Source organism: uncultured Campylobacter sp. (assembly GCF_938017705.1).
In the GTDB taxonomy this organism is placed as follows: domain Bacteria; phylum Campylobacterota; class Campylobacteria; order Campylobacterales; family Campylobacteraceae; genus Campylobacter_B.
The window spans coordinates 1-12,333 of sequence record NZ_CALIIS010000156.1; the positions used below are offsets into that span (position 1 = coordinate 1).

A 12,333-nucleotide genomic window follows, 5' to 3' on the forward strand; every position below is an offset into this window, starting at 1 on the left:
TATTTTTCTTTGACGTAGTTAACGATGCTTGCGTCGATCTTATCGCCCGCGACTCGGACGGATTTGGCACTGATGATACCACCTAAAGAGATAACGCCGATTTCGGTGGTACCGCCGCCGATATCTACGACCAACGAGCCGCGCGCTTCATTGACCGGCAAACCCGCACCGATCGCCGCAGCCATCGGCTCTTCGATTAGATAAACCTCGCGTGCGCCCGCTATCATCGCGCTTTCTCGCACAGCTTTGCGCTCGACCTGAGTTAGCCCGTAAGGTACCGAGATGATGATACGCGGGCTTACAAAAAAGCGGCGTTTGTGGGTCTTTTCGATGAAATACCTAATCATCTTCTCCGTCATATCAAAATCCGCGATAACGCCGTCCTTCATCGGGCGCACCGCTTCGATGTCGCCCGGAGTGCGTCCTAGCATCTCTTTGGCTTCGGCGCCCACGGCGATGATCCTTTGCTTGCCGTAGCGTTCGTTTTGCACCGCTACGACGCTCGGTTCGTTGATGATGATGCCTTTATCTTTTAGCAGCACAAGCGTGTTTGCCGTGCCTAGATCAATACCCATATCCCTAGAAAATAATCCTAGAATCGAATCAAGTAACATTTATCCCCTTTATGCAGTTAAATTTTGTTTTACAAGTATCGGCTTGGAGACGCCGTCTACGACCTCTTTCGAGATGATGACATCATAGCCTTTAAGCTCAGGCAGATCAAACATAATATCGATCATGATCTCCTCGATTATGCTGCGAAGTCCGCGCGCACCGGTTTTGCGCTTGATCGCAAGGCTCGCGACCTCCCTTAGCGCGTCGTCGTCAAATTTTAAATTTGCGCCGTCTATCGCAAAGAGCTTTTGATATTGCTTTAAGATCGCGTTTTTCGGCTCGGTTAAAATTCTAACCATTGCCTTTTCGTCGATCTCATTTAGCGTAGCCACTACGTGCAATCGCCCGATGAGCTCGGGGATTATGCCGTAATGCACCAGATCGTCGGCCTCGACCATGTTTAGTAAATTTAAACTCTCTTTTTTACTGCGCTTGGTTTGGTTAAACCCTAACACGTTCTGCCCGATGCGGCGGTTGATGATCTCGTTTAGCCCGTCGAACGCACCGCCGCAGACGAACAAAATATTTGTCGTATCAATCTGGATGAAGTCCTGATTTGGGTGCTTGCGGCCGCCCTTTGGAGGGATATTTACGACGCTTCCTTCGATGATCTTAAGCAGCGCTTGCTGCACACCTTCGCCGCTTACGTCGCGCGTGATGCTGCGATTTTCGCTCATTCGCGCGATCTTATCGATCTCGTCTACGAATACGATACCGCGCTGCGCCTTTTCTACGTCGCCATCCGCGGCCTGCAAAAGGCGGGTGAGGATATTTTCTACGTCCTCGCCGACGTAGCCCGCTTCCGTTAGGCTCGTAGCGTCGCTAATGGCGATCGGCACGTCCAAAAATTTCGCCAAGGTCTGCGCCATAAGCGTCTTACCGCTGCCGGTAGGCCCGATAAGCAAGATATTTGATTTTGAAATTTCGGTATCGTCGCCCTTCGCGTCGGTCTGCCTGAAAATTCTTTTATAGTGGTTGTAAACGCCGACGCTAAAAATTTTCTTAGCGCGCTCCTGGCCGATGACGTAGCGGTTTAGTACCTCCATCAGCGCCTTTGGCTTGATAGCCTCGAAATCGATCTCTTTATTTTGATTTTGTATCGCCTCATTTTGGCCCTCGCTGCCGTGGATAGCGGCATATGCCATATCGATACAATAGCTGCAGATAGCCGCCGTACCGTCGTCGTTAGGATAGATACGACGCCCGTCCGCGCCCGTCTCACCGCAAAAACTGCACTTATTTGCCATTAAATTTTACCTTTATCTAGCGGAATTCCGCGTTTTGTGTTGATTATAAACTCGCACATCTTGCGCACGTTTTGATCGCTCGTTTCGTTTAATAAAATTTGTGCCTGCTCCTTTAAGCCCCCGCCTTGGTTGAATAAAAATTTATACGCCCGATTTATCGTCTCGACCGTCTCTTTATCGAAGCGGCGGCGGATGCCCGTTAAATTTAGCCCGCGAATATAGGCGCGATTTCCCTCGGCTAGGCAAAACGGCACTACGTCCTGACTAAGCGCGCTAGCCCCTGCAATCATGCAGCTCTCGCCAATTTGGACGAACTGATGCACGGGGGTAAGCCCGCCGATAACGGCATAATCGCCCATTACGACGTGGCCTGCGAGCGTAGCGTTGTTTGCTAGGATTATGTTGCTGCCCAGCACGCAATCGTGCGCGATGTGGCAATACGCCATCATAAAGAGATTATCGCCGATGCGCGTAAATCCGTCGCCCTTATGCGAGCCCGAGCTAATCGTGCAAAACTCGTGAATCGTAGCGTTTTTGCCGATGACTAGCCCCGTGCGCTCGCCATCTTTAAAGCTCATATCCTGCGGAATTTCGCCCACGATCGCGTATGAAAAAATTTTAGAGCCCTCGCCGATTTGCGTATCGCCGATGATGCGCGCGCCCTGTTTGATCGTGCAGCCCTCACCGATTTTAGCCTGCGCGCTTATGAAAGCATACGGCTCGATCACAACCTCGGCTCCGATCTGCGCGCCGTCCTCGATGATCGCCGTGTGGTGAACTTTAGCCATCATTTATCCATTATCATCGCTTGAAGTTCAGCCTGCGCGGCCAGCGTGGCGCCGTCGTTGATGTAGGCTTCGCCCTTTAGCACCCAGATGCGTCCGCGGTGTTTGATTACGCTGATGCGATACTCAAGCTTGTCGCCGGGGCGGACCGGGTTTCTAAATTTAGCGTTATCGATACTCATAAAATACACGACTTTGTCGCTTAGATCGACGCCGTCTTTCTCCATGCTCTTAAACGCCAGCACGCCGCCTGCCTGCGCTAAGCCCTCGATGATCATTACGCCCGGATAGATCGGATGCCCCGGAAAGTGACCCTGAAAGATCTGCTCGTTGTAGGTTACGTTTTTATAGGCCTTGATACTTTCGCCTATGTTGAGCTCTTCGACGCGATCTATCAGCAAAAACGGAAAACGATGAGGTAGGATGGAGAGAATTTCGTTTATGTCTATCATTATCTGCCTTTATTTAAAAATCTTGCAATTTTATCAAATTCTTACTAAAATTTCCCTAACATCTAAAAATATGCGCGAGAGCCCGTAAATTTGAACTTTGGCGGCTCTTATCTCGTCCGTGACGATGATCGGCGAGAGCGAGCCCGCAGCGCACAGAGCGGCGCGAGCTTTATTTTGACGCGCAAGACTCGGCGGATTTTTTAGCATCTCAGATACGCTTTTAAAATTTGATCTTGAAATTTCGTTAAATTTCGCCAAGTTTAAAATTTTAATCTCCCCCTTATCGCTGCAAAAAATTTCACACTCCCGCTCCACGCTAAGCTTTACGTTTTCGCGCATAAAATGCGAGCCAAATAGCACAAACGAAGGCACGACCTCGCCGTCAAATTTAATCCATGCGCGCAGCAGGCGGTAGTTTAAAAATCGATCGCGAAGCACGCTAAATTTCACTCCATTTTTTTCGAGCGAGCGAAGCTTTTTATAAAATTTCAATTTCTCCTCTACCGAAGCGGGCAAAATTTGCCGATCGATAGACGACATTAGGTCGTAAATTTCGGCATCGCAGGCTAAATTTCGCCTCAAATCCACCGTCAAAATTCCGCCAAAATCCCGCTCGGTCTTTCGCTGATCATTTCGCTGTGCTGTAAGTGCATAGATGCAGCCGCAGTAGTTTTGATGATAGAGCGCGTCTTTTTTCGCGAGCGCAAACTGCTCGTTCGTGCCGCCGTTTTTGCGAAAATCGGGCGCGATAAACTCCAGTCCGCAGCGCTCGCAGATACGCTGTAGCGAGGCGCAAAGTTGAGAGTGCGATTTTTTGGGACTCATAAGAAGCGTCGTAGTGATTTTGCGCTCGCCTAGGCTTAGCGCGAGCTCGGCCGTTTTTTGCATGCGAAAATCAAAGCAAAACTCGCAGCGCGCGCCTTTTTCAGGCTCGCTTTCAAGCCCGCGCGCACCCTGCAGCCAGCCCTGAAAATCATACTCGCCCGGGATAAATTTAATCCCCAAATTCTCGCAAACCCGCTTTGCGTCGTGCATTCTAAGAACGTATTCGCCGTAAGGATGTATGTTTGGATCGTAAAAATAGCCTATTAGCGGCTCTTGCGTGAGCTCTTTTAAGCGACGCAAAAAATAATCGCAATCGACCGAGCAGCAGATGTGAACCAGCAAATTTTAACCCTTTGCACGAAATTTTTGGATATAATTTTACGCTATCAAAATTAATGAGCGGAAAAATGAAAAATTTTTTTATAAAACACTGGCGTAAGTTTGCCTTCGGCGTAAGTGGATTTGCGCTATTTTACGTGCTTGCGGGCTTTTTCGGCGTGCCACTTTTTATCGAAAAGGCGCTGCCTAAAATTTTAGAAGGCAGGGCAAGCTTTAGCGTGCAGGACGCTAAATTTAACCCCTTTACCTACGAGCTAAACGTCACCAAGCCAGAGCTTAGCACCTTTAAGCCGCTGTTTAGCGCGGATGAGATAAATTTAAAAATCGGTTTTTCAAAGCTTTTTAAAAAGACTCTCGCGGTAGAAATTTTGCACCTAAAATCGCCTAAATTCCACGTCGAGCGCGAGCAAAACGGCACCTTTAATTTCGAGCCGTTACTTTCGGAGCAAAAGAGCGAAAGCAAGGATGAAAACTCGAGTTTCAATGTCACGCTGAATAATTTTAAGATCGAGCGCGGCTCTCTGGGCTACGTCGATAACTCCCTGAAAAGGCCGTTTTCTCTCATCTCGACCGAGCTAAATTATGAGATCAACGGCTTAAGCTTAAAGGACGAAACGATCGGCGAGCACGATCTAAGCGCGGTTTCGCGCACATACGACTCGCTGAGCTTCGATGGAGCCATCGATCTGGCGCCTCTGCGCTTGCACGGCAAAATAGATCTTAAACGGCTGAAAATCGATCCGTTTTGGCTATCATACTTCGATCCTAGCGTCGTGCGACTTAAGAACGGCTTTCTTTCCGCCGAGCTGAATTACCGATTGAGCCTTGATGAAAATATAAAATTTGCGCTTGAAAACTCAAAGCTCGAGCTGCAAAGCCTAGAAATTTTGCAAGATCAAAATTTAATTTCGCTAGACTCGCTAAAAATCCCGAGCTTTGAGCTAAATACGGACGTTTCGAATGAAATTTCAGGCAAAGTGATGATTCCGAAAGTTCTAGTTTCGGACGCAAAATACAATATGAACGAAACTAAAATTTCCACGGGCTTTGAGGGGGCGCGGGTCGCGGATTTCGTGCTGGATTTTAATAAAACGGGTGCGAACTTGCGGCTAAACTCCGCCGTAAAAAGCGTAGATCTAAACCGCTCAAGCTTTGCAAACCCGCAAATTTCGGTCGTCTCAAACGATACTAGAATCACGGAAAATTTCTTGAAATTTAACGCCGAAGGTAACGATACGGCCCTTCATACGGGTTTTGGCGCCTTTAATATCGCGGATACGCAGATTACGCTAGCGCGCAGCGATAAAATTTCAGTCGCCACAACCGAGCTGGGCGCATTTAGCTACGACAAAGAGGGCACGCAAAACGGCGTAAGCCTGGAGTTTGCTAAAATTTCAAACTCCAAAATCGCAAACAAAAACGGAATTTTTAGCGGATTTGAAAGCTTCGGCGTGCAAGGGGTGAAATTTAACATCGCGGATCTCGATCTGGGCGTGGATAAAATTTTGCTAAACGAGCCGTTTTTCAACTCGGAAGTAGGCGTTAACGGCGCCAAAAGCATAAACGATCTGGCGATTTTAAGCGCGATTTCTAAAAATCACGCGAGCTTTAAAAAAACGGCGAGCGCGGGCGATGCAAACTCTACGGCAAGCGGCGCAAATTCGGATTCTAAAAAGCCTGCCAAAAGCCCCGCTTTAAAATTTAAGATCGGCGAGGTCTCCGTAACGGGCGCAAAGGCTAAGATCAGCGAGAGCTTTATCGTTAAAAACAACGTGCACGAGATCAAGGATTTCAGCGCCACGCTAAGCGGGCTAAGCTCAAATTTCGCCGAGCCTTTCGGCATCAAAGCAAGCCTTATCACGGGCGAAATCACCGCTAGCGCGGACGGCAAGGCTAGCATCGCGCCGCTTAACATGGGCGTGAACTTCAGCCTAAATGCGCCGAACTTGAGCGTCTTTAACAAATATGCCGCGGAATTTATCACGGGCTCCATCGCAGGCGAGCTCGCTATGCAAGGGCAGCTGAAGCTTTCAAACGCCTTCTCGCTCGAAGCGAAGCTATCCGGCAAGGGCTTGGCGCTAAGCTCGGGCAGGGATAAAATTTTCTCGCTTGCATCGCTGAATGTCGCGCAAATCGCGCTGAGCCCAAGCTCTCTCACGCTAAACAAGATCGCTCTTGGCTCACCCGCGGCAAATATCTCGCTAAATAAAGACAGGCGTTTAAATTTGCTCTCGCTGATAAAGCCCGCCGCGCAGGCAAAACAGGCCGCAAAGCCCGCCGAAGCTGCGCCTAGCAGACCCGCGAAAAGCAAGGCAAACTTTGCCTGGAGCGTAAAAAATATCTCGCTTAGCGGCGGAAGTTTAAATTTCACCGACGAGAGCCTAGCGGCGCCCTTTAAACTGCGCATCAGCGATATGAAAGCAAGCATCAGCGAGATCAGCCCGAAGCGAGCTGCGGATATCAAGCTTAGCTCGCTCGTAAGCGGAAGCGGGCTAGCGAGCATCACGGCGCGCGCCTACCTTCTGGATTTTAAACGCAAAAGCGATATAAACGTCGTTTTAAAGGAGATTCCGCTTGTGCCCGCATCGCCCTATACCGCCAAATATATCGGCAATGAAATCGCGGGTGGTAAGTTAAATTTAAAACTTGCCTACAAAATCGACGATGGCAAGCTAAACGCAAGCAATGATCTAAATTTAGACCGCTTCGAGCTCGGCAAAGAGGTGCAGAGCAAGGATGCGCTGAGCCTTCCGATCGGTCTAGTGGTATCGATCCTAAAGGACAGCGACGATCAGATCGATCTTAGCCTGCCTCTAAGCGGCACGCTGAGCGATCCGAAATTTAGCTACGGCGCGCTCGTTTGGGGCGCGATCAAAAAGCTGCTCTCTGACATCGTGTTAAGCCCGTTTAGATTTATGGGAAAGATCGCGGGCGTAGATACGAAAAAGCTCGAAAGCATCGATTTTGAGGCGGCGAGCAGTGAAATTTTAATCAGCGAAAGCTCTAAAATAGATGATTTGGCCAAGGTCGCAAAAGCCAAACCCGAACTTAAGATCATCCTAAACTCTGCGTATAACGAAAAGCTCGATACTCACGAGTTTAAAAGGCGCTCGCTGCAAAATGCCCTCACGCTGATGTCTAATAAGCAGGGGCTCTCTACGGATGAAGCCATAGCGGCGCTTAAGATCAAATACGGTATCAAATCCGGCGGCGATGAGGCGATGGAGGAGCTGATAGGGGCGCAGAAATTTACCCGCTCCCGTCTTGATGAGTTAGCCCTTGCTAGGGCGGCCGCCGTGCAATCAGCACTCGTGCAGCGCGGCGTAAGCGCCTCTCGTATAGAGATCAAAAAACCGAGCGAAGCGGAGCTTAAACAAAACAGCTTTATCCCGCTAAACCTGGGTCTTGAAAATTAGCGTAAGCAAAATTTAGCTATACTAAGCGGACTAAATTTAAAGGAACGGCGATGATAAATATAGGAATTCACGGCGGAAGCGGCAGAATGGGCACGATGATCTACGAATGCCTGAAAAATTTCGATCAGGCGCGAGCAAGCGTGATCTACACGATCGCACCGCTTGATTATACGCCAAGCTGCGCCGCAAGCCGCAGCTACGACGAACTTTTTAGCGGCTGCGACGTCGTGATAGACTTCACGATCCGAGACGGCGCGATAAGCTTAATGAAATTTGCGCTTTCGCACCCAAAGCCGCTTTGCATCGGCACGACGGCTTTGGGCGAGGAGGGCGAGCGGCTACTGCGAGAATGCGGCGCAAAAATGCCCGTGCTGCACGCTACGAATATGAGCCTGGGCGTCGCAGTGCTAAACAAACTCGTAGCGCTTGCCAGCAGGAGCCTGCGCGATTTTGACTGCGAAATTTTAGAGATGCACCACCGCCACAAAAAAGACGCCCCGAGCGGCACGGCAATGAGCCTTGCTGGGAGTGCCGCAAGCGCGCGAGGGTTAAGCTTAAAAGACGTGCGCGTAAGCGGTCGCGACGGGCTCATCGGCGAGCGCGGTAAGGACGAGATCGCCGTGATGTCGCTGCGCGGAGGCGATATAGTCGGGCGCCACACCGTGGGATTTTACGGAGATGGCGAATTTATCGAACTAAATCATACGGCAACTTCGCGCGCGACCTTTGCCAGAGGCGCGATAAAGGCCGCAGTTTGGCTAGCGCCCCAAAATAGCGGGCTTTACGGCATAGACGACTGCTTAGGAATCTAGGCCTTTGCGGCTAAATTTAAGAGGAAAAAATGCCAACCAAAGATAAAATTTTAAATTTTTTGCGCGAGCTAAAGCCCGAGCTTGAAAGCTTTGGGATTTACAAAGTCGGACTATTTGGTAGCTACGCCACAGGCGGAGCGAATATCGCCTCGGATATCGACGTAACTATCGAAAGTAGCGAGCAAACAATAGCTCGTCTTGGCGGCGGTATGCGAACGTTTATATATTTAGATGAACTAAGAGGGCGCATCGCTAATAAATTTAAAATTTCGGTAGATATATGCGATACTGCATCGATGAGCGATGAAAAGAAGCTAAAGCTACTTAAAGGAGCTATCTATGTATAATAAGAGGAATTTGCAAAGGCTTGAGTTGATCTGCAAAAAGATAGATGCGATACAACAAATCTGCAAAATCGGTGTTGAAAAAGCGCTTGCTGACGAACTTCGCGACCGGGTAATAATGCATCTAATCTCTTGCAACGAGCAACTGCAAAAAATTCAAGATAGCGGCGATATAGAAATTCTAAGTATATTCGCACCAAGCGATGTAGCAGGATTTCGCGGGATCAGAAACGCTTCGGCGCACGATTACGAAGGATTAAATTTAGCCATCGTTCAAAGCGTAATTAGCGACTACCTGCCGAATATAAAACAGAATATAGATAAATTTCTAAAAAATAAAATTTAAGAGGTTAGAAAATGTGTGCAATCGTGGGAGTCATAAATTCCGAAGGTGCGGCTAAGACCGCGTATTACGGGCTTTTTGCCATGCAGCACCGCGGCCAGGAGGCAAGCGGCATCAGCTCGAGCTTCAACCATCATATCAAAACTATCAAAGCCACGGGGCTCGTGACGGAGGTTTTTAGCCCAGCAAGCTTTGAAATTTTAAAGGGCAACATCGCGATCGGTCACAACCGCTACGGCACCGCGGGCGCAGACAGCCTAAAGGACGCGCAGCCCGTTGCGGGCAATTATGCTCTTGGGGAGATCTCTATCGTTCATAACGGAAATTTGATCAATAAAGACGAAATCCGCCACAAGCTCGTAAGCGAAGGGGCGATCTTTCAATCCAACATGGATACCGAAAATATCCTGCACCTCATCGCGCGCAGCAGGCAGGAGCATCTAAAAGATCGCATCGTCGAAGCTCTGAATCAGTGCGTGGGTGCGTATTCGCTTCTGATCCTGAGCCGCTCGAAGATGTTTGCCGTGCGCGATCGCTACGGCGTGCGTCCGCTCAGCATCGGTAGGCTCAAAGACGGCGGCTACATCGTCGCGAGCGAGACTTGCGCGTTTGATCTCGTAGGAGCCGAGTTCGTCCGCGACGTAAAACCCGGCGAGATGGTGATCTTCGAAGAAGGCAAGGATGAGTTCAGCTCGGTTCAAATTTTAAAAGCTGCGGAGGCTAGAATTTGCGCGTTTGAATACATCTACTTTGCGCGCCCAGACAGCGCCGTAGAGGGCAAAAACGTATATGAGGTCAGAAAAAAGCTGGGCGCTGCGCTCGCGCGAAAATGCAAAGAGCTAAAGGCCGATTTCGTCGTGCCCGTGCCCGATAGCGGCGTACCGGCGGCGCTGGGTTTCGCACAAGAGAGCAAGCTGCCCTTCGAGATGGCGATCGTGCGCAACCACTACATCGGTCGCACCTTCATCGAGCCGACGCAAGAGGTGCGAAATTTAAAGGTCAAACTCAAGCTAAACCCAATCGGCGCGGCGCTACACGGCAAAAGCGTCGTCGTCGTGGACGATAGCATCGTGCGCGGCACTACGAGCAAAAAGATCGTCGAACTTCTGCGCCATGCGGGCGCGGCGCGCGTACATATGTGCATCGCAAGCCCCGAGCTAAAGTATCCCGAGCGCTACGGTATCGACACGCCGAGCGTGCGCGAGCTGATCGCCGCGAATATGAGCACGGATGAGATTTGCAAATTTATAGACGCCGACAGCCTCACGTTTCTTAGCGTACCGGAGCTCGTAGAGGCGCTTGGGGGCGAGCGCAAGTACTCGCTCGTAAGCTTTGACGGCGATTATTTCATCAAAGATTAGCAAATTTAAGGAGCAAACTATGACAGAATTTAAGATTAAGCGCGTCTATGAGAGCGCAGAGGAAGAGGATGGATTTCGCGTGCTTTGCGACAGACTTTGGCCGCGCGGCATAAAAAAAGACGCGCTGGAGCTTGATATGTGGGCAAAAGACATAACGCCTAGCACCGAAATACGCAAGCTTTTCGCGCATAAGCCTGAGAATTTCGCCCATTTTAAGGAGCTTTACCTAGCCGAACTTGAGCAAAATCCCGCCGTAGCTGAATTTTTGAAAAAGGTTAAAAACGAGCCGGTCGTCACGTTGCTATACGCTGCAAAGGACGAGCACTGCAACCACGCGATGATTCTGCGTGATTTTCTGCAAAGCAAGGTGCGCTAAAATTTTGCGCTCAAAGCGCACTGCTCGCCATATTTTAAAGCAAATGTAAAACCGCCTCGATCGCCAAAATCCACTCGTAAAAACCGATGTGCAAGGCGCAAAATTCAGCGAACAGGCGTGAGCGGAGCGGTCTTAAAGCCTTATCAGGCGCGATTTGAGATAAATTTTCATCCGGATGTACGCTTCGCAGATGCGCAAAACAAACGCTAAATTTTGCGTCAGAGCTCTAAAAAACGCAGAATTTTATAAAAAGCAAATAAAATTTCAAGGAAAATAACTCGATTTAATATATGCAAATTTAGAATTTCATCTATTTTTTAACGCTACTTTTAATAATGCAAGCTAGGAATTTAAAAAGTGGGCTTAATATAAATTCGCAACAAATCAAATTAATTTCTTACACGCAGCATTTTTAAATTTCATTTAAGGATTTGCCGCTAACATTGCTCGTAATTTTTTACAAGGAGAAACTATGGCAATAAGTGCTAGAAATCAGCTTCACGTCGTAATCAGCGACGTAAAAACAGGTGCGGTAAATTCGCTAATCACAGCTAAAACCAGAGGCGGCGACGTGCTAAAAGCGACCGTCACGACCGATTCTGAAAAAGATCTAGATCCAAAAGCGGGCAAAGAGGCGGTATTTTTATTCAAAGCCCCAAATGTCATCATTTCAAAGGGAGAAAATGATCTTCGTCTAAGTGCTGCGAACCAGCTAAAAGGCAAAATCACCGCCGTTAAAGAGGGCGCAATCAATGCTGAAATCGATGTCAGAACCGCAGGCGGTGAGAATCTAAGCGCGATCGTCACAAACAGCTCTGTTAAAAATTTGGCGCTAGCAGTCGGCGACGAAGTAACTGCGATCATCAAAGCTACTCAAATCATCGTCGGCGTGAAATAATCTAACGTTGTGCGTTGTGCGGCAGCGATGTACGCAATTTGAACACCGCAAAATAAAGGAGCGAAATTTTATAAATTTTGCTCCTTCTTCAAAACCTCTTTTGATAAATCAAATTTAATAGCAGCTCAAATCACGCCATAGACGGTATTACCTCGGCTTTTATACGGCGTGAGTTTTGCGTAGAGCTTTGCGTCTATGCGACGCGAAAACCTACACATAGGGGATATCTTAAAACGCAGACCCGCCTTTGCCTTGCCCGCTCGCTTATAACGATGTGTTTTCATATTTTGCGCACTCGTGACACGCCGCCGCTTTGCGTAGTAGCGACCGATCCTCGCGTAGATGTCCACATCAAGAGTGAGCCGATCTAGATCATAGCAGCACGAACAGATCATCGAACCGATCGCCTCGCCCTAAATCCGAGCGTTTTTTGAGCTTTTACCGATCGGCTCGTTAAAAGGCGTAGATTCCGCGAATAAAATCACTCTTGTAAAATTTCAGCTCGTAGCCACGGGTAGCG

General features: G+C 48.9%; 13 protein-coding genes. 7 read left to right on the plus strand and 6 right to left on the minus strand.

What is annotated here, in order from left to right; all coding sequences use genetic code 11:
* The 5 genes from mreB to Q0605_RS07760 form a co-directional block, all read right to left on the minus strand.
* On the minus strand, positions 1 to 614 hold a 614-nt coding region (gene mreB, locus Q0605_RS07740), incomplete at its 3' end, for a rod shape-determining protein MreB (protein ID WP_298705791.1).
* Positions 615 to 623: 9 nt separating this feature from the next.
* Positions 624 to 1,862, minus strand: a complete 1,239-nt coding sequence (gene clpX / locus Q0605_RS07745) for an ATP-dependent protease ATP-binding subunit ClpX (protein WP_177386944.1) — start codon at positions 1,860 to 1,862, stop codon at positions 624 to 626.
* The gene (gene lpxA, locus Q0605_RS07750; RefSeq protein WP_298705794.1) at positions 1,862 to 2,650 is read right to left on the minus strand and encodes an acyl-ACP--UDP-N-acetylglucosamine O-acyltransferase; all 789 of its coding nucleotides are present in this window, start codon (positions 2,648 to 2,650) and stop codon (positions 1,862 to 1,864) included. Before lpxA ends, clpX begins: the two co-directional genes overlap by 1 nt.
* Complete coding sequence (gene fabZ, locus Q0605_RS07755; RefSeq protein ID WP_298705797.1) at positions 2,650 to 3,099, minus strand: 3-hydroxyacyl-ACP dehydratase FabZ; 450 nt, start codon at positions 3,097 to 3,099, stop codon at positions 2,650 to 2,652. Before fabZ ends, lpxA begins: the two co-directional genes overlap by 1 nt.
* Before the next feature lie 33 nt (positions 3,100 to 3,132).
* The gene (locus Q0605_RS07760) at positions 3,133 to 4,266 is read right to left on the minus strand and encodes an epoxyqueuosine reductase QueH (protein WP_298705800.1); all 1,134 of its coding nucleotides are present in this window, start codon (positions 4,264 to 4,266) and stop codon (positions 3,133 to 3,135) included.
* 65 nt (positions 4,267 to 4,331) lie between these two features.
* Here Q0605_RS07760 and Q0605_RS07765 point away from each other — a divergent pair, with 65 nt between their 5' ends.
* The 7 genes from Q0605_RS07765 to Q0605_RS07795 all read left to right on the plus strand — a co-directional run bounded on the left by Q0605_RS07765 (position 4,332) and on the right by Q0605_RS07795 (position 11,813).
* On the plus strand, positions 4,332 to 7,679 hold the full coding sequence (locus Q0605_RS07765) for a DUF748 domain-containing protein (RefSeq protein ID WP_298705803.1): 3,348 nt from the start codon (positions 4,332 to 4,334) through the stop codon (positions 7,677 to 7,679).
* A 50-nt stretch (positions 7,680 to 7,729) separates the two neighbouring features.
* Positions 7,730 to 8,491: a 4-hydroxy-tetrahydrodipicolinate reductase gene (gene dapB / locus Q0605_RS07770; RefSeq protein WP_298705806.1), complete on the plus strand. Its 762-nt coding sequence runs from the start codon at positions 7,730 to 7,732 to the stop codon at positions 8,489 to 8,491.
* 29 nt (positions 8,492 to 8,520) lie between these two features.
* Positions 8,521 to 8,838, plus strand: coding sequence for a nucleotidyltransferase domain-containing protein (locus tag Q0605_RS07775; protein ID WP_298705809.1), 318 nt, complete (start codon positions 8,521 to 8,523; stop codon positions 8,836 to 8,838).
* Positions 8,831 to 9,181: a HepT-like ribonuclease domain-containing protein gene (locus Q0605_RS07780; RefSeq protein WP_298705812.1), complete on the plus strand. Its 351-nt coding sequence runs from the start codon at positions 8,831 to 8,833 to the stop codon at positions 9,179 to 9,181. Before Q0605_RS07775 ends, Q0605_RS07780 begins: the two co-directional genes overlap by 8 nt.
* 11 nt (positions 9,182 to 9,192) lie before the next feature.
* Positions 9,193 to 10,539, plus strand: a complete 1,347-nt coding sequence (gene purF, locus Q0605_RS07785) for an amidophosphoribosyltransferase (RefSeq protein WP_298705814.1) — start codon at positions 9,193 to 9,195, stop codon at positions 10,537 to 10,539.
* Positions 10,540 to 10,558: 19 nt separating this feature from the next.
* Entirely contained in the window at positions 10,559 to 10,915 is a 357-nt protein-coding gene (locus Q0605_RS07790) for a DUF488 family protein (protein ID WP_298705817.1), read from the plus strand.
* A 472-nt stretch (positions 10,916 to 11,387) separates the two neighbouring features.
* A complete protein-coding gene (locus Q0605_RS07795; RefSeq protein WP_298705820.1) occupies positions 11,388 to 11,813 on the plus strand; it encodes a TOBE domain-containing protein in 426 nt (141 codons plus the stop codon).
* A 125-nt stretch (positions 11,814 to 11,938) separates the two neighbouring features.
* On the opposite strand, the gene Q0605_RS07800 is transcribed toward Q0605_RS07795, so the two are convergent.
* Complete coding sequence (locus Q0605_RS07800) at positions 11,939 to 12,208, minus strand: hypothetical protein (RefSeq protein ID WP_298705823.1); 270 nt, start codon at positions 12,206 to 12,208, stop codon at positions 11,939 to 11,941.
* Between the last annotated feature and the right edge of the window lie 125 nt (positions 12,209 to 12,333).

Bases quoted from the DNA above. Each gene is read 5' to 3' on its own strand.
- clpX (WP_177386944.1), bottom strand. From the start codon at position 1,862: ATGGCAAATAAGTGCAGTTTTTGCGGTGAGACGGGCGCGGACGGGCGT.
- lpxA (WP_298705794.1), bottom strand. From the start codon at position 2,650: ATGGCTAAAGTTCACCACACGGCGATCATCGAGGACGGCGCGCAGATC.
- fabZ (WP_298705797.1), bottom strand. From the start codon at position 3,099: ATGATAGACATAAACGAAATTCTCTCCATCCTACCTCATCGTTTTCCG.
- Q0605_RS07765 (WP_298705803.1), top strand. From the start codon at position 4,332: ATGAAAAATTTTTTTATAAAACACTGGCGTAAGTTTGCCTTCGGCGTA.
- dapB (WP_298705806.1), top strand. From the start codon at position 7,730: ATGATAAATATAGGAATTCACGGCGGAAGCGGCAGAATGGGCACGATG.
- Q0605_RS07775 (WP_298705809.1), top strand. From the start codon at position 8,521: ATGCCAACCAAAGATAAAATTTTAAATTTTTTGCGCGAGCTAAAGCCC.
- Q0605_RS07780 (WP_298705812.1), top strand. From the start codon at position 8,831: ATGTATAATAAGAGGAATTTGCAAAGGCTTGAGTTGATCTGCAAAAAG.
- purF (WP_298705814.1), top strand. From the start codon at position 9,193: ATGTGTGCAATCGTGGGAGTCATAAATTCCGAAGGTGCGGCTAAGACC.
- Q0605_RS07790 (WP_298705817.1), top strand. From the start codon at position 10,559: ATGACAGAATTTAAGATTAAGCGCGTCTATGAGAGCGCAGAGGAAGAG.
- Q0605_RS07795 (WP_298705820.1), top strand. From the start codon at position 11,388: ATGGCAATAAGTGCTAGAAATCAGCTTCACGTCGTAATCAGCGACGTA.
- Q0605_RS07800 (WP_298705823.1), bottom strand. From the start codon at position 12,208: ATGATCTGTTCGTGCTGCTATGATCTAGATCGGCTCACTCTTGATGTG.